Here is a 16,410-nt window from a genome sequence, read left to right on the forward strand (position 1 = left end):
AACCATCGGCCGCTCACAGACGACTCACAACGTGGGCGACCATCGGCCAGGCAGAACGATGTGAGCGGTCTGTGAGCGCCGGATGCTGAGATCGAACAACCGGACGCCACCGGGGATGACTGGGGAGAAGATGATGGCAAGATCCATGCGGGTTCGACTCGTGACCGGCGCGCTTGCGATGGGGGTCGCAGCGACGCTGACCGGTTGCTTCGGCAACCCGATCGACGCGCTCGTCGACCAGGCGGCGCATGGCGGCGCCGAACAGGTCGCCGAGGACCTCATCGAGGGCATGAGCGGCGGTGGGGCATCCGTCGACTTCGGAAGCCTGCCTGAGGGGTTCCCCTCCGAGATCACGCTCGTGTCAGAGAACATCATCCAATCGATGACCATGGATGAGGGCATGGTCGTCGTTGTCACCGACCCGCGCAGCAAGGACGAACTGGTCGCCCAGGTGAAGTCCGACTTCGCCGGCTGGGAGCAGCAGGGCACGGCTGACATGGGCGAGATGGCCGGCTTCAACTTCCGCAAGGGAGACTCACTGACCGTCAACGTGTCGATCATCGCGCCGTCCGAGGGTGAAGAGGCGACAGTCGGCTACACCGTCATTCCGGGGGAGTAGCCTCCGTCGCGTCGACGGCCCACAGTGCGGCCGTGCCCGGCTCTGCCGGTGCACGGCCGCACGCCAGCATCGCCCGCGTGTCTGCCGCGGTCGTTGCGAGACCGAGCGCGTCGGCTTCGGTGGCGATCGTCCCGAGCGCCACAGAATCATCGGATGCTACCGCCACGGCGTGACGCAACAGCAAAGCCAGCAGGCCTCCACCGCCGATCGCGTGCGCCTCTTCCAGCACCCGGACGGCATCAGTCACCAGCGCTGCCTCTGCCCGAACAGCCCCAGCCCGAACAGCACAGTGCGCGAGGATCCCCGCGAAGAAGGTGTGCTGTGCCGCCAGCATCCCCTGGGCCGCGTCGAGGAGTAGGCGCGCGGCGTCGTCGCGCCGACCGGCGCACTTCGCCTCCCATGCCGCCGACCAGGCCCGCAACATTGCCACCTTCGGATCGCCCTCGGCCGCTGGCGGGATGGCCTCGACGTCGGCCGCGCCGTGGGGCTGCCCGATCACGCGCGCGGTGGTGTCGACCAGGGTCAGCGCAGCCGGCAGCAGCCCGCTGATGTCACGCCAACGCAGATGGGCGACGGCCGAAACGGCGACCTCGTGCGCGTGCGCGACATCGCCCGACAGCAGATCCGTGAACGCCAGGGCGTACTCCCACGCGCCGAGTGCGGCAGGACGATCCGTATGCGCTTCGCTGATCGCCGCCAGCAGGCGCCGCCGCGCGGCCCGCACATCACCCGAGTTCGACAGCGCCATGATCTCGGCCAGCTCGATCAGCTCGGCGCCCGACGGCACGGCCGCGATGATATCGGCCGGGGCCCCGCGCAACCGCCGTAGCGTGCGCACGGCACCCTCGTGCGGACCGGTGACCGTGCCCGACAGCGCCGCGGTGATGAGGCTGACCACCGCCACTGCGTCACGGGTGTCGCCCGGGGCATCCGCGATCGCCCGGGTGTGCCCCGCGACCGTCGACCAGCGCAGGGCATCGCGTTGCAGGTGGGCGGCCTCGACGGGGTCATCGATCGTGCGCAGCGCGCGCTCGATGACGTCGAGCGCGGCACCCGCGTCGTAGTGGCGCAGGCCCAGATGGCGGGCATGAGCCAGCGCGGCCGCCGCCCGCTCGCTCGGAGTGCTCGCTGCCGCCGCCGCGTTCTCGAAGTGGGTCGCAGCGCCGTCGGGATCACCCAGAACGGATGCTGCCGAGCCAGCCAGCCGGTGCGCCGTCGCGTTATCCGGGTCGAGCTCGATGACCGCCGTGGCGGCACGCAACGCGAGCCGTTCATCGAACGCCGCCAGGGCGTGCGCGGCGAGCTCGACCGTAGCCGGCACCTCGATCTGTTCACCCAGCTCGAGCGCGAGGATGTGCGCACGACGCCGCGCCGCCGGCGACGTCCGAGCCGCATCGCCGCGCAGCACGGTGAGCACATCGAGTGACAGATCACGCCACAGGGCGTCCGAGCACCGACCGCGCAGATAGACGAGATCGAGCGGATGCGACAGCACGAGCCACCCGGGCGCCGAGTATCCCACCACATCGGCGCGTGCCAGCATCCGACGCTCTGCCGTGCTGAGCGCGCCGGCGGGGTATTCGCCGGCGATGCCGACCATCGTCGCCGCGTCGATGAGCGCATCGTCGAGCCCGGTGAAGCGTTCGCCGACGAGCTGTGTGAGCCGCGCGCTCGATGCCGGTGCCGCCTGCAGCTCCCACCCGTGCGGTGTGCGCAACAGACGCTCTTGCTCGACCGACGCGGTGAGAATCTCGCGCAGATGCAGCGGGTTGCCGCCCGACAGCGGAACGATCTGCTGGCGCGCCGACGGGGTCAGCGTGCCGCCGATCGTGTGCAGCACGAGCTCGTCGGCATCCGAATCCGAGAGGGGCACGACGCCGATCTCGGCGAGCTCGCCGCTGTCGTAGAGCGCCTCGATCTCAGCGGGCACGGCGGTGAGGTCGGTCGCAGTGAGCACGACCGGCACCGACGCATTGCGAATGAGCTGTCCGAGCACGAACAACGATGCCTCATCCAGCTGTTCGACGTTGTCGATCAGCAGCGCCGCCGTCGTGCGGTGACGCGTGAAGTGGTCGACCAGCGCGGTCGGGGTCAGCGTCTGCTCGGGCACGACCACCGCGAAGACACCGAGCGGAACCGACCGGCTCAGCGGCGTCGCCGTCAGCAGGGTGATGGCATCGCGCACGCTGGCGTATCGGCTACGGATCGCGCGCAGCAGGTGCGTCTTGCCGATGCCGGACGGGCCCGTCAGCAGCGTCGCATGCCCCTCGCGCAATGCCGCGGCGAGCAGGTGCGGCTCGTTCGAGGTGAGGTGGCGCACCGAAGTGTCCGGCGCCGGTGGGTTCCGGTTGCCGCCGGCATCGGTCATCATCGACAGGCGCAACAAGCTCTCGGGCGGCTGCTCGCGCAGGATCGCCAGATGCAGGCGACTGAGCTCGGTGCTCGGTTCGGCGCCGAGCAGATCGGCGAACATCGACCGTGCCCGCTGAAAGACCTCGAGCGCCTCTTTGGCGCGCCCGTCGCAGTACAGTGCCGAGATCAACTGGCCCCAGTGGCGCTCTGAGAGCGGGTCCTGCTCGACAAGAGCATGCAACTCTGACGTGACCGCCGCGCTGCGCCCCAGGGCGAGGTCGAGGTCGATGCGGTCGGCCAACGCCGCCGATCGCACCTTCTCAAGCCGCACCGACTCGGCCCGCAGAGCCGTCAGATCCCACAGGCCCGAGTAGGCCTCTCCTTGCCAGAGCTCCAGCCCGCCGGCGATCAGATCCGCGGCACGTGACAGGTCGCCATCGGCGATCGAGGAGTCGCCCTGTCGCACCAGATCCTCGAAGCGCGCAGCATCCGTCCGCACCCCGGCAGGGTCGATGCGGTACCCGCCGTGCGAGAAGACGATCGGCACCGGAATCGCCGAACGCAGTCGCGACACGTGCGCCTGCAGTGCGTGCCCCGGATCGCGCGGAGCCTGATCGCCCCACAGTTCATCGATGAGCCGATCGGTCGTCACCGTGCGCCCCTGCGAGACGACGAGGCGGGCGAGCAGGCCGCGCTGTCGGGCGCCCCCGAGCCGGTGCTCCCGCCCGTTGCTGCTGGCTCTCACGGTGCCCAGCACCGACACGTCGAGCACGTTGCATCCTCCCTCATCGGCAGATCAGGTCACCATAGCAGTGCGTGAAAAACGGCTCGTGGCCGGTTGCGGCGGGGCTGCCCGCGGCCGTCGTGAATGGCTACCCTGACTCACATGACCGCCATCGTCCCCTCATACACCGCCGCGCAGGTGCGGGCCGCCGAAGCGCCCCTGCTGGCTGCAGGAGTGTCGCTAATGCGCCGGGCCGCGGCCGCGCTCGCCGCGGTGATCGCCGAGGGGCATCCGCGACGGATGCTGGTGCTCGCCGGCGCCGGAGACAACGGCGGTGATGCGCTGTTCGCCGCCGCGGTCCTCGCTGGGCAGGGCGTGGACGTCGACATCCTGTGCACCGCTGACCGGGTGCACGACGAGGCCCTCGACACGGCGACTCGTGCCGGGGCAAGGGCCATCGCTCTCGGCGACCTCGACCCGGATGCCTACGATGTGATCGTCGACGGCATCCTCGGCATCGGCGCCCGTGGGGCACTGCGCGCGGCCGCCCGCGACGTCGTGAAGCGACTACAACGGGCATCCGCGCTGGTCGTCGCCGTCGATCTGCCCAGCGGAATCGACCCCGATTCGGGAGAGAACGACGGCGTCGTGCTCACCGCAGCGACGACCGTCACCTTCGGCGCGGTCAAAGCCGGCCTCACCTCGGATGCTGGCGCTCAGCACTCCGGACGCATCGTGCTCGTCGACCTCGGGCTCGACCTCTCCACCGCTGAGGCCACGGGAACAGCATCCGTTTCAGAAGTGCGCGACGGAACGCGCTGACGGCAGCGTTTCCGTAGATTCGCGCCAGCGTTTCCGTTGTTTCAGTTCAGCGTTTCCGTCGCTATGGGCGTGATGCCGGGGTGGAGCTGCAGCCCGTAGAACGTTCGTTTGACCAAGTCGCTCGTGGCTCTAAGCCAGATGCCATTCGTCGATCAACAGGCCCGTCAGGTCGCGTTGCCGCGTAGCCACGATCTCTGGCGTCCACTCGCTGTAGCTCAGCACCTGCGTGGTCAATGCGAACACTGCTGATCCGGATCCGCCCTTGAAGTAGCGGTCCTTCTTGCGTGCAAACTCGAAGTTGCGCGCTTGCGAGTTCTTCCGGTGATTCAACAGCAGCAGGTTGCCGAGTTTGTGAACCCATTCTTCACGCGTCGCATCGTCGAAGTCGTCGAGCCAGTGGCTTCCCGACGCAGGGTTCTGCGGAAGCACATGTTCGATGCTGATAACGCTGTGGTCGTAGGTGGCGCCGGCACCGTGGGCGAGCAACTCGTCAAGGCGCAACAGCACGTATCGGGCGCGACGTGTCTGCATGCGGTACACGTCGCCTTCGATCGCAACGCGTGCTTCGGTCTTCTCGTGCTCACTGAGCTCGAGCGACGGGGAAGCGAGGCCCCGTCCCGCTTTCAGATCGCGCAGGATCTCAAGATAGCGGGCGATGCGCGGTGTGGTGTACTCGCCCCGAAGAAGTGAGATCGCCGCCACACGTTCGAGTCTCCGCAGGAACTCTGCGAGGAAGTCCGGGTCATCGGAGTGGTGCTTGATCGCCCAGACCGCCGAAGGTCGCCAATCCTTGTTGTCGATACGGACGAGGCGCTTCAACCAGTCATTGACAGTGCGCCACTCGGGGCCGGGGCCGAAATCTTGAGCCGCAGTGCGCGTGAATGCTGCGGCGTACGGAAGCAGCACGTCGTCGATGAACTCGCCTGCACGGGCGTTGTCGACATAGTTGTCGAGTACCTGCTCAGGGAACTCCTTCAGCAACTCCTTGCGCGCGCGTTCACCGCTGAAGATCGTACGGATATCGCGGAACAGGTCGGTGAAATCGTCGGAGCCCAGCGACTCTTCGGCGTCCTCCCACTGGCGTGCGAAGTCAGAATCCTCGTCCAGTGAACCGATGACCTTTGACTTGAAGATATCCGTGGGGGCGAGGTCCAGCCCGCGCGCGTTCATCACGCTGAAGATGCGATACGCGCTGTTCAGGTCCGGGGTGGTGACGACCACGAGGAATGTGCGGGAGCTGGCGAGCTGCGACAGGGCATCGAGTTGAGCGGTCTCCCTGTGGCGAAGACGTTCATACAGCGCCTTCGCGTTGTCGCGAATTGCGCGCTGGGACTCTGACGGCACCAGGTTGTCGGTGAGCGCGAACAACTCGTGCATCCGGCCGGTTTCCTGCACGTACTTCCGGAAGAATGCGGCATCTTGTTTGCGGAGATCGAGGCGGGGCCGTGCGGGAATTCCCGCCAGGGCGCTGCCTGGCTCCATCACAAGCGTCGCGAGTTCGTGCGCGATCGGGCCCGCGCTGAGCTCGCGCAAGACGCTGAACAGGAGCGTGAGGGTCGTCAGGCGCTGCTGCCCGTCAATGACGTCGAACGCGCGCTCGGACTGCTGGACGAGAACCAGTGAGCCGAGGAAGTAGGGCTCGTCTTGGTCGCGGTTCGCGCTCTCCTCCAGATCCTCCAAGAGCTGAAGCGCCTGTTCAGTTCCCCAGCGGTACGGACGCTGATAGTCGGGGATGGAGAAAGCGAAATCGCTTGAGAAGACCTTTCGCAGCGGTTGCTCGTGTGCTGTGAGCTTGTTCGCGTCCACCAGACTCCTTCGATTCTCGGCTGTTCCCAACTAAGAGCGTATCGGCCGCGCGCACAGCGACACCCACCCCCGCTAGCATCCTGGTCATGACCCGGATGATCCCTGCCCGCCCCCGCGGCGGTGCGAACGTTTCTGAGAAGCGCATCTTCGACGCGTTCGCCGGTGCGCACGACGCCGACGACTGGATCGTGCTGCACAGCCTCGAAATCCGCCGCCACCTCACCCGCATGCAGGGCGAGGCCGACTTCATCGTGCTGGTGCCGGGGCGCGGGATCGTGATGATCGAGGCGAAGAGCCCCGAGTACGTCGAGTACAAAGACGGCGAGTGGCGGCTCGATCGCGTACCGAATCCGGGCAAGAGCCCGTTCGACCAGCTCGACGGCAGCATCCGCAGTCTGCGCGGATATCTGAAGCACCGCGAGATCCTCACCGGCGACGAACCAATCATGCGCCTGGTCTGGTTCACCTCACTGGAGCGCTTCCAATTCAACAACGCCACACCCGGAGACATGCAGTTCTTCGAGTGGGAACTGGCGTGGCGGCCCGATCTGCAGCATCCGATCAAGACGATCCTCCACGCGCTAGACGAGCACGACGCGTGGTACCGAGCCGTCGATGACGTCGCGCACGATCCGGCGTCGATGACCGCCGAGCACACCGAGGCGATCGCCGCCGCGCTACTCGGTGACTTTGCGGGCGGGCGTTCCCCCGCCGACCGCAAACTCGAACGCCTCGACGAAGAACGCGGGCTGCTCAAGAAGCAGGCTCGCGTGCTCGACCTGATCGAACGCAACGACCGCATCTACTTCGACGGGCCCGCCGGCACCGGCAAGAGCTACCTGCTCGCGCAGCTCGCCAAGCGCTGGTACGGCGACCACCGCACGCTCGTCACCTGCTGGAACCTGCTCATGGCCGACGAGCTGCGCGACATGCTGCGCGGCAAGCCCGGCCTGGTCGTCGACGATCTCAACGCACTCATGCTTCGCCTCGCCGGCCTCGACCAGAACCCCGCCGACGCCAACCAGGTCTGGTACACCGAAGAGCTGCCGGCGAGGGCGCTCGCCGCCGTGCGCGCCGACCCGTCGATCGGCAGCTACGACGCGATCTGCGTCGATGAGTTCCAAGACATCGCCGGGTTCCCCGCCGTGCTCGACCTGCTCTTCGCACTCACCGCGTCGGGCGCGGTCGAGGGCACCAAGCTGGCCTTCGCCGGCGACGCCCGCCAGCAGATCCTGCGCCGTGCGGACGCCCACGTCGACCCCTACGCGGTGGCGCGCGAGCGCGTGCCCGGGCTGGTGCACGTCGCCCTGCGCCGCGGGCTGCGCCAGGTCAGCGGGCTGACGGCATCCGCCGAAGCGTTGCTGTCGCGCAGCTTCGGCTACCGCGGCCACCGCGTGACCTCGACCATCGACGGCCCGCTGGTGGTGAAGCCCGTGGCATCCGAGACTGAGGCGTCGCGCGCGCTCGCCGAGGCGCTGCGCGAGTTGCTCGAGCATCATCAGCCCCACGACATCGTCATCCTCAGCCCGTTCGGCGCGCGCAACTCGCTGGCCGGGCGGCTGCTCGCCGCCGAGCACTTCTCGAAGGAGGAGCGGTGGTTGCGTGATCGGTTGCGGGTGGCGGATGCCGGTGTGCCCGACCTGGGACGCGTGGATGCTGTGCAGACCGCGACCACGGTGCAGGTCGACGCGCCCGCAACCCCCGCGGTACCTGCCGCGCCCCTGCCGAAGGTGCCGCACGGTCGCGTGCGCTGGGGGTCGATCTTCAAGTACAAGGGGCTCGACGCCGAGGCCGTCATCCTCACCGATATCGGCGACGACGGCCTGACGTTTGTCACCGGCGAAGGCCTCGACTGGTTCGACCTGCTCTACGTCGGCCTCACCCGCGCACGATACCGCTGCGTGGTTGTGCCGAACTGACCAGCCGCTCCACCGCGCTCTGCAGGAACGCCTGCGGCGCGAAGCCCGTCAACGCCGCGCGGATGTCGTCCCACGCCTGCGGTAACTCCGCGCCGCGGTGCTTTCCGCCGTACAGCGCCGCCACCGCTGCCGTACGACTGCGCCCCTCAGCGCAGTGCAGGAAGACACGTTTGCCTTCGGCGCGCAGCGCGGCGACAGCGTCCGCGGCCTCAGCGAGCACGATGTCGAGGTTCGGGTTGCGGCCGGGCTGATCGATCAACCATACCTGCACGCCCTCGCAGTGCGCGGGCACCTGCGCGGTTCCGACCCGGCACAGCGAGACGACCGCATCGACCTCTGCGGGCAGGCGGTCAAGAGCGGCGAGCGACCCGATCCACACGCCGTCATCATGTGGGTGGCGGGCCAGAAAGTCGCTGCGCGGATAGGTGGGTTGACGCGCCGCGGTCGGCCAGCCTTCGGCATCCGACGCCCCGTTCCGCGTCGCGAGCGCTGCCTGCCGCACCAGATCGGATGCCCGATACCCGGGCCACCCGTGCAACCGGCGCTGCCAGTCCAATGGCACCGCCGAACCACCCCAGACGGCGCCTGCGAGCGCCCCGGCGATCGCGGCGACCGTATCGGTGTCGTTGCCTCCGCGGATGGCGCGTTCGACGGCATCCACCAGCGACGTCGCGCCGGCGACGGCCGTGAGAGCCGCCTGGAAAGCACGCACCACCCACCCGTTCTGGGCGCTGAAGTCACGCGGGTGCGCGCCGGGCATGAGCGACTCGTCGACCAGCGCTGCCCAACGGTCGCGTCGCGGCGCCGCCAGGTGCACCAGCTGGGCGCGCACGTCGAGTTCGCCGGTGAGGATCGCGTGTCGGATGGTGAGGCACCACAGTGCGCACGCGTCGGCGTTGTCGTCCTCCCAATGCGTCAGGCGGGCGATCGCGCCGGCGGCCCCGACCAATTCGGCCGGTGGTCGGGTCAGGTAGCCGAGCGCGACGGGACCTGTGCGCATCAGTGACCCGTTGCCGGCGCTGCGCCCGTGCTGCTCGTGGCGGGTGCGCGAGGCGCGCAGCGCCGCATCCGCCGTCACATCCCCTCGGATGCCGGTGAACACCGACCGTGTCTGCGCGCCGACATCCTTCGCCTTGCGCGACCACTCGATCCACCGCGCGACGATCTCGGATTGCGTCGCCGAGTCGCCGAGGTCGTTCCCGGCGGCGAGGGCGTCGAGCAGCGGGATCGCCATGCTCGTGTCGTCCGTCCACTCGCCGGCCGCATGCCCGAAGACACCCTCACCGAACTGCGGAACCATCGTGTCGGGATGCTGCGGACCGAACTCGTACTGCGAGCCCAGGGCGTCGCCCGCGGCGGAAGCGACGACCGCGCCGATCGCGCGGTCGAGCTGGATGCTGTCAAGGCTCATGATGGATCCTTCGGTTCAGAGGAACGATGCTTTGGTGCCGACGGGCAAGCCGGGGTAGACGGTCTTCGCGTAGAGGAACTCCCAGGTATCGTCGGGAGACCCGGGGGCGGGGCAGATGTACACCGCGTGGGCGGCGGTCTCTGCCGGTTGCGAGAGGGGGATGCTCAGGCGCGCGCCCTTGACGGCGTGGCCGGGATTGGGAACGTCGCCGTATCGGGCGCCGTCGAGCGGCCCGCCCGAGAGGCAACAGCGGATGCTGCCAGTGATCTTTCTCTCAGCCATCGAACACCCCTTTAAATCAGTTCTGCGCTAATTGCGTGATGTCAGTATGCGCCCACCTTCCGACATTGCGCAAGTGTGCGTAAAATAATCGCGTGGCTTCGCTCGACTCCTTCCCCCGACCGTCCGTGGCCGTCGACGCGGCTGTGCTGACCGTCACCGATTCCGGTGAGCTGGCCGTGCTGCTGCTACCACCCGCGGGAGACGTGCCGTCGCGACTGCCGGGGACCTTTCTGCACGAGGGGGAGGAGTTGGCGGATGCTGTCCTGCGCGCACTGCGTGAGAAGGCGGGCATCCGCGGGCTCGCGCCCAGGCAACTGCACGTCTTCGACGCGGTCGATCGGGATGACCGCGGCCGCGTGCTGAGCGTGGCGCACGTCGACGTCGTACGAGCCGCGACGCTGCCGCCGGACGCACTTGTCGTTCCCGTGTCCGCGCTACCGGCGCTTGCCTTCGACCATGCGCAGATCGTCGCCTTCGCGGTCGCCGATGTGCGCGCTCAATACCGCGAGAAACCCGACCCCGGTGCGCTGCTCGAAGAACCATTTACGCTCAGTCGTCTGCGCGCCGTGCACGCGGCGGTGTTGGGCGAGAATCTGCTGCCCGACACGTTCCGCCGGTCGATGCTGCCGCACCTCACCCCGACCGGCGAACTCGAGCGAGCCGGGCGCGGCCGCCCGGCGGAGCTGTATCGGCGGGGGTAGGCGCGCGCCCAGGATGCCTGGAAGCTTGCGTTTGTGGTGCCTATCGGAGTGCGCCAGCGTCGCAGCGGACAGGGCTTCCCCTCCGCGGGTTGAGGCCCTGTCCGCTGCCGCCGTCGATCAGAGCGCCGCGTACGCCTCGTACTTCGTGTCAGCAGGCAGCGGGTCGAAGAACGTGACTTCGAACTGTGCCGCGCCGCCAGCCGGCAGGCGATCGATGTAGCCGGTCTCGCCGCCGATGATCTTTCCCGAGCCGTCTCTCGCGACCACGACGATCTGCACGAACTCCTGATCGTCGCTGAAGGAGCTTGTCACCTTGCCCCGTACCTCTGTGGAGTACGAGTCGGTCGTTGGCGCAACTTCTGCGATCGTGAACGTTCCGGTCTCAGACGCGGGAGACCGTGTGGAGTCCGTCGCGCCCGGGCCGCGCAACTCGATCTCAGCGATCTGGCCGTCCCCGACAGAGAAGAGGGTGCCTGCCACGGCCGACTTGCCGGAGAGGATCGTGCGGTACTCGCTCGACGAATCGAGGATCGTGCCGTCGGCATCCACCGCCTCGATGGTCAAGCCCGTGCTCGGAAAAATGTAGTCAGCGTTGGGGTTCTCGAAGATCGAGACGTACCACCATGTACTGGAGTCGTAGGTGCTCTTGCCGAAAGCTGTCTCGAGGAGGACCATCTCCTGGCGGGAGTCAGCAGGCTCTGCTGCGGGCTCTTCGCTGTCATCCGCGGCCTGCTCTTCGCTCGCCTGGGAAACGGCAGTCTCCGGTGCGAAGGCGTCGTCGAACGCGTCATCGAACGCTGTCGACACGACCGCGAAGAACACGAAGAATCCGACAACCGTACCGACGATCGAGACGATGAGTCCGACGACGCCCATCCACTTGCGCTTTCCCTTCAGGACGAGCGAGACCACGCTGAGGACGAACGCTATCGGCAACAGAACCCAGCCGACGATCAGGGCTCCTGGGATGCAGGCGAAGATGAATCCGACGAACGCGACAATCATTGCGATGAGTGCGAGGACGTTGTTCTTCGAAGGGCCTTCCGCGGGTGATCCCCCGGGTGGGGGCGGGACGGTTCCGCCGAGCGGTCCGCCCGCCTCAGGTGGAATGGCGCCCACCGTGGGTGCAGTCGGGGCGAGAGGCGCACCACCGGCGGGCGGAGGAACGCCGTACGGCGTCGAGGAGGGAGGCGTCGGCTGGCCAGACGCAGGAGAGTTCGGAACGGACATGGGTATCCCCTTGTGAAGAGGTGCGTGGAGCACCGGCCTGCCCCACGGCGAACGCCGCAGGGGACGGTCTGCGTGTACGCCGACACCGCCCCGTTCAGGGCGTGAAATGCGTTTCCCCAGGAGGTGCACGTCGTACGCGTGGACCGATTGACCGTCACTGTAGGAGCATGCTCCGACATTGCCGTCGTGGGGATCTATCCGGGGCGTTCACTCCAGAGGGAGCAGTTCGACAGCGCAGTGATTCGCCGCGGCTTTCGCCAGTCGCCGGTCGTAGGTGAGCAGTGGGCATCCGAAGGCCTCGGCGAGAGCGACATAGCTTGCGTCATAGGCCGAGAAGTTGCGGCGGAGGGCGAGCGCCCGAGGGGCGAGGCGACAGGGAGCGGCAAAACCCACCGTTTGTGGAGAACCCGATGAACCTATGAATTGTGCAGAGGGCTCGGCGGACCGCTCCTGTCCCACCTACACCAGTACCGCTTTCTTCTCCCGTCGCATGCCGTGCAGCAGCGGTTCGGTGTATCCGCTCGGCTGACTGGCGCCTTCCAGAATCAGTCGCCGTGCGGCGGCGTACGCGATCCTCGGTCCGGCACCAGAGAGGGGCTCGTATGCGGCATCCGATGCGTTCTGCCCGTCGACGACGGGTGCGAGGCGCTGCAGGGCGGCGTCGACGTCGGCCTCGGTGATCACGTCGTGCTGCAGCCAGTTCGCCAGCAGCTGGCTCGAGATGCGCAGCGTCGCGCGGTCTTCCATGAGGGCGACGCCGTGGATGTCTGGCACCTTCGAGCATCCGACGCCCTGATCGATCCACCGCACCACGTACCCCAAGATCGACTGCACGTTGTTGTCGAGCTCGGTCGCGACGACGTCGGCCGTCAGATCGCCCGCGTCGGCGAGCGGCGGCTGCAGCAGCACATCCAGCGATGACGGCTCATATGCCGGCAGCGTCTGACGCACCGCGAACGGGTCGACCTGGTGATAGTGCAGAGCGTGCAGTGTCGCCGCCGTCGGCGACGGCACCCACGCCGTCGACGCCCCCGAACGCACGTGACCGATCTTCTGCTCGAGCATGTCGTGCATCAGATCGGGCATCGCCCACATACCCTTGCCGATCTGCGCCCGCCCGCCCAGACCCGACGCCAGCCCGATCGCGACATTGCGGTCTTCGTAGGTCTGCATGAACGGCTGCGCCTTGATGCCCGACTTCGGCAGGAACGGCCCGGCGTGCAGCGACGTGTGGATCTCATCGCCCGTGCGATCGAGGAACCCGGTGTTGATGAACACCACCCGATCGGATGCTGCCGCGATGCACGCCGCCAGATTCGCCGACGTGCGCCGCTCCTCATCCATGATCCCGACCTTCAGCGTGCGCTCCGGCAACCCCAGCAGCGCCTCGACCCGCCCGAACAGCTCGACGGCGAACGCCACCTCGTCGGGGCCGTGCATCTTCGGCTTGACGATGTACATCGACCCGGTGCGCGAGTTCGCACCGCGCCGAGCGCCCGTCAGGTCGGGCAGCGCACCCAGCGCGGTCATGATCGCATCGAGGATGCCCTCGAAAACCTCACCACCGTCGGCATCGAGCACAGCATCGGTGCGCATCAGATGCCCAACGTTGCGCACGAACAGCACCGACCGACCCGGCAGCACCAACTCACCGCCCGACGGCGTCGTGTACCGGCGGTCATCGTTCAGCCGGCGCGTGAACGACTGCCCGCCCTTGCGCACCGTCTCGGTCAGCGTGCCATCCATCAACCCGCGCCAGTTGCGGTACCCGAGCGCCTTGTCGTCGGCGTCGACGGCGGCGACCGAGTCTTCCAGGTCCAAGATCGTCGTGATCGCCGACTCCAGCACGACGTCTTGCACGCCCGCAGCATCCGTCCGCCCGATCGCGCCGTCGCGATCGATGACGATCTCGACGTGCAGTCCGTGATGGCGCAGCAGCACCGACGTCGGAGCATCGGCCGGCCCCGCGAAACCGACGAACGTCGCCGGGTCGCTCAGACGTCGGATGCCCGATGCCGTCGCCACGGCCAGGCCTTCGGCATCCACCCGGTAGCCGGTGGCATCCGCGTGCGAACCCTCGGTGAGCGGCGCAGCCTGGTCGAGCAGCGCGCGACCCCGCGCGATCACCTCTGCGCCGCGAGCGGCGTTGTACTCGCGGCCCGGGGCGAGCTCGACGGTCTGCTCGATCGCATCGGTGCCGTAGAGCGCGTCGTACAGCGACCCCCACCGGGCGTTCGCGGCGTTGAGCGCGAAGCGCGCGTTCAGCAGCGGCACTACGAGCTGCGGGCCGGCCATCGTCGCGATCTCGGGATCGACGTTCTCGGTCGTGATCCGGAACGGTGCCGGCTCGGGAACGAGGTAGCCGATCTCGGTGAGCAGCGCCCGGTACTGCGTCGGGTCGGGGCGCCCGGGGGATGCCCGGTGGAACGCGTCGATGCGCTGCTGCAGGTCATCGCGAATGCGCAGCAGCTCGGCATTGCGCGGCGCGAGGTCGTGGACGATCTCGGCGACGCCGCTCCAGAAGGCGCTCGCATCGAGCCCGGCATCGGCCAGGGCGGTCTCGGCGAACTCGGCGATCGGATCGGCGACCGACAGGCCGGCACGGTCGAGGTACGTGGTCACAGTCCTTGTCCTTCCCTGCGGGCGCCCGGACGGCGCTGACTCCCACGGTAGGCAGGATGCTCGATTTCGGAGCGCCGATTTCATATCGTGGAACGCGTGACAGCATCCGACAGCTCTCCCGCACCCGGCGGCGTGCAGTCCGTCGCCCGCACCTTCGCCCTGCTCGAAGCCCTCGCCGACGCCGGGGGAGAAGAGGCGCTCGCCGCGCTCGCCGCCGCCACCGGCCTCGCCGTGCCGACCGCGCACCGCCTGCTCAAGACACTGCACGGCCTCGGCTACGTGCGCCAGCTCGAAGACCGCCGCTACGCCCTCGGCGCCGGGCTCATCGCCCTCGGGCAGCAGGCCGTGCCGCCGCTGGCCGATGCCGCACTACCCGCACTTCGGCAGCTCGAAGACGCCTTTCACGAGACCGCCAACCTCGCCGTGCTCGACGGTGACCTCGTGCTGTACGCCGGACAGGTGGCCTCGCGTCAGCGCATGCGCATGTTCACCGAGGTGGGCCGGCGCGTGCTGCCGCACTCGACCGGCGTCGGAAAGGCGATGCTCTCGACCATGCCCGAATCGCACGTCCGTGCCCTCATCGCCCGCACCGGGCTGCCGCGCTTCACCCCGCAGACCCTCACCGACCCGGATGCCTTCATCGCCGACCTGCGCCGATCGCGCAGCCGCGGGTTCGCCGCCGACGACAGCGAACAAGAGGTGGGCGTGCGCTGCATCGCCGTCGCCGTGCCCGGACTGGGTCAGCCCGCCGCGATCTCGGTATCGGGTCCCGCCGCCCGCATCACGGATGCCCGAGTGCCCGACGTTGTCGACGCGCTGACGCAGGCGGCCGAGCAGCTGGCAGCTGCCGGCCGCTGAGCCGCGCGCCACCTGCGGTGCTCGATACACTTCCTTCGACCCCGACTCGAAGGATGCCCCGATGCCGCGTTTCGACCTGCCGCCCGAGCAGCTGCGCACCTACTCGCCCGACGTGACCGAACCGGCCGACTTCGACGAGTTCTGGCAGCGCACCCTCGCCGAGTCGCGCGCCGTCGCGACCCCGCCCGTGCTGCGCCGGGTCGACTCTCCTCTGCGCACCGTCGAGGTCTACGACGTCACCTTCAGCGGCTACGCCGGTGACCCCGTGCACGCCTGGCTCGTGCTGCCCGCGCACATCGACGGCCCGCTGCCGGGCATCGTCGAGTACGTCGGGTACGGCGGCGGTCGCGGTGTCGCCCACGAGCAACTGCACTGGGCATCGTCCGGATACGCGTACCTGCGCATGGACACCCGTGGCCAGGGCAGCGTCTGGGGCAACGGCGGCTCGACCGCCGACCCGCACGGCACCGGTTCGTCGTCGCCCGGGTTCATGACCCGTGGCATCCTCGACCCGCACGACTACTACTACCGCCGCGTGTTCACCGATGGCGTGCTCGCCGTCGACACGCTGCGCTCGCTCGACCGCGTCGACGCCAGCCGTGTCGCCGTCGTCGGCTCGAGCCAGGGCGGGGGCATCTCGATCGCCGTCGCCGGCCTCACCGAGGGGCTGATCGCCGTGATGCCCGAAGTGCCGTTCCTGTGCCACTTCGAACGCGCCATCGGCATGACCGACCGCGACCCCTACCAAGAGGTCGTCCGCTACCTGTCGGTGCACCGCGACGCCGTCGAGCCGGTCTTCCGCACCCTGTCGTACTTCGACGGCGTCACCTTCGCGCGCCGGGCGACGGCCCCGGCGCTGTTCTCGGTCGCGCTGATGGATGCCACCTGCCCGCCCTCCACGGTGTACGCGGCCAAGAATGCCTGGGCGGCCGACGCCGAGATCATCGAGTACCCGTTCAATGACCACGAGGGCGGCCTCGGCGTGCACTGGGTGCCGCAGGCGCAGTTCCTCGCCGCGCACGTGGGGGAGCCCGTCTCCGCCGGGTAAACGCCCTCCCGAACGG

General features: G+C 68.3%; 13 protein-coding genes. 6 read left to right on the forward strand and 7 right to left on the reverse strand.

The window, feature by feature from the left end:
- Nucleotides 1-145: 145 nt before the first annotated feature.
- Nucleotides 146-619, forward strand: a complete 474-nt coding sequence (locus tag ACLD0U_RS09785; protein WP_410340507.1) for a hypothetical protein — start codon at nucleotides 146-148, stop codon at nucleotides 617-619.
- Here the strand turns inward: ACLD0U_RS09785 and ACLD0U_RS09790 are convergent.
- Nucleotides 603-3,743 carry a BTAD domain-containing putative transcriptional regulator gene (locus tag ACLD0U_RS09790; protein WP_410340508.1) on the reverse strand — a complete coding sequence of 1,047 codons (3,141 nt, stop codon included), beginning with the start codon at nucleotides 3,741-3,743 and terminating at the stop codon, nucleotides 603-605. The two genes, ACLD0U_RS09785 and ACLD0U_RS09790, sit on opposite strands and share 17 nt — an antisense overlap.
- Before the next feature lie 114 nt (nucleotides 3,744-3,857).
- On the opposite strand from ACLD0U_RS09790, the gene ACLD0U_RS09795 reads away from it, so the two are divergent.
- Nucleotides 3,858-4,517: an NAD(P)H-hydrate epimerase gene (locus ACLD0U_RS09795; protein WP_410340509.1), complete on the forward strand. Its 660-nt coding sequence runs from the start codon at nucleotides 3,858-3,860 to the stop codon at nucleotides 4,515-4,517.
- Between the two features lie 129 nt (nucleotides 4,518-4,646).
- On the opposite strand, the gene ACLD0U_RS09800 is transcribed toward ACLD0U_RS09795, so the two are convergent.
- Nucleotides 4,647-6,323, reverse strand: a complete 1,677-nt coding sequence (locus ACLD0U_RS09800; protein WP_410340510.1) for a DUF262 domain-containing protein — start codon at nucleotides 6,321-6,323, stop codon at nucleotides 4,647-4,649.
- A gap of 86 nt (nucleotides 6,324-6,409) precedes the next feature.
- Between ACLD0U_RS09800 and ACLD0U_RS09805 the strand changes: the two genes are divergently transcribed.
- Complete coding sequence (locus tag ACLD0U_RS09805; protein ID WP_410340511.1) at nucleotides 6,410-8,242, forward strand: NERD domain-containing protein; 1,833 nt, start codon at nucleotides 6,410-6,412, stop codon at nucleotides 8,240-8,242.
- Here the strand turns inward: ACLD0U_RS09805 and ACLD0U_RS09810 are convergent.
- Both ACLD0U_RS09810 and ACLD0U_RS09815 read right to left on the reverse strand, forming a co-directional pair.
- Nucleotides 8,202-9,653 (reverse strand): ADP-ribosylglycohydrolase family protein, encoded by a 1,452-nt coding sequence (locus tag ACLD0U_RS09810; protein ID WP_410340512.1) that lies wholly within the window; start codon nucleotides 9,651-9,653, stop codon nucleotides 8,202-8,204. The genes ACLD0U_RS09805 and ACLD0U_RS09810 overlap by 41 nt on opposite strands.
- 15 nt (nucleotides 9,654-9,668) lie before the next feature.
- Nucleotides 9,669-9,935, reverse strand: a complete 267-nt coding sequence (locus ACLD0U_RS09815) for a hypothetical protein (RefSeq protein WP_410340513.1) — start codon at nucleotides 9,933-9,935, stop codon at nucleotides 9,669-9,671.
- A 92-nt stretch (nucleotides 9,936-10,027) separates the two neighbouring features.
- Between ACLD0U_RS09815 and ACLD0U_RS09820 the strand changes: the two genes are divergently transcribed.
- Nucleotides 10,028-10,636: an NUDIX hydrolase gene (locus ACLD0U_RS09820; protein ID WP_410340514.1), complete on the forward strand. Its 609-nt coding sequence runs from the start codon at nucleotides 10,028-10,030 to the stop codon at nucleotides 10,634-10,636.
- Nucleotides 10,637-10,753: 117 nt separating this feature from the next.
- Here ACLD0U_RS09820 and ACLD0U_RS09825 read toward each other — a convergent pair whose 3' ends face one another.
- The 3 genes from ACLD0U_RS09825 to ACLD0U_RS09835 all read right to left on the reverse strand — a co-directional run bounded on the left by ACLD0U_RS09825 (nucleotide 10,754) and on the right by ACLD0U_RS09835 (nucleotide 14,488).
- Nucleotides 10,754-11,641, reverse strand: a complete 888-nt coding sequence (locus tag ACLD0U_RS09825) for a hypothetical protein (protein WP_410340515.1) — start codon at nucleotides 11,639-11,641, stop codon at nucleotides 10,754-10,756.
- Between the two features lie 432 nt (nucleotides 11,642-12,073).
- Nucleotides 12,074-12,325: a type II toxin-antitoxin system VapC family toxin gene (locus tag ACLD0U_RS09830; protein WP_410340516.1), complete on the reverse strand. Its 252-nt coding sequence runs from the start codon at nucleotides 12,323-12,325 to the stop codon at nucleotides 12,074-12,076.
- Complete coding sequence (locus tag ACLD0U_RS09835) at nucleotides 12,326-14,488, reverse strand: malate synthase G (RefSeq protein ID WP_410340517.1); 2,163 nt, start codon at nucleotides 14,486-14,488, stop codon at nucleotides 12,326-12,328.
- Nucleotides 14,489-14,584: 96 nt separating this feature from the next.
- On the opposite strand from ACLD0U_RS09835, the gene ACLD0U_RS09840 reads away from it, so the two are divergent.
- Both ACLD0U_RS09840 and ACLD0U_RS09845 read left to right on the forward strand, forming a co-directional pair.
- Complete coding sequence (locus ACLD0U_RS09840; protein ID WP_410340518.1) at nucleotides 14,585-15,346, forward strand: IclR family transcriptional regulator; 762 nt, start codon at nucleotides 14,585-14,587, stop codon at nucleotides 15,344-15,346.
- Nucleotides 15,347-15,407: 61 nt separating this feature from the next.
- Complete coding sequence (locus tag ACLD0U_RS09845; RefSeq protein WP_410340519.1) at nucleotides 15,408-16,394, forward strand: acetylxylan esterase; 987 nt, start codon at nucleotides 15,408-15,410, stop codon at nucleotides 16,392-16,394.
- The last annotated feature ends 16 nt before the right edge of the window (nucleotides 16,395-16,410 follow it).

Origin of the sequence: Microbacterium sp. 2216-1, from assembly GCF_046507855.1 — a bacterium.
GTDB lineage: Bacteria > Actinomycetota > Actinomycetes > Actinomycetales > Microbacteriaceae > Microbacterium > Microbacterium esteraromaticum_C.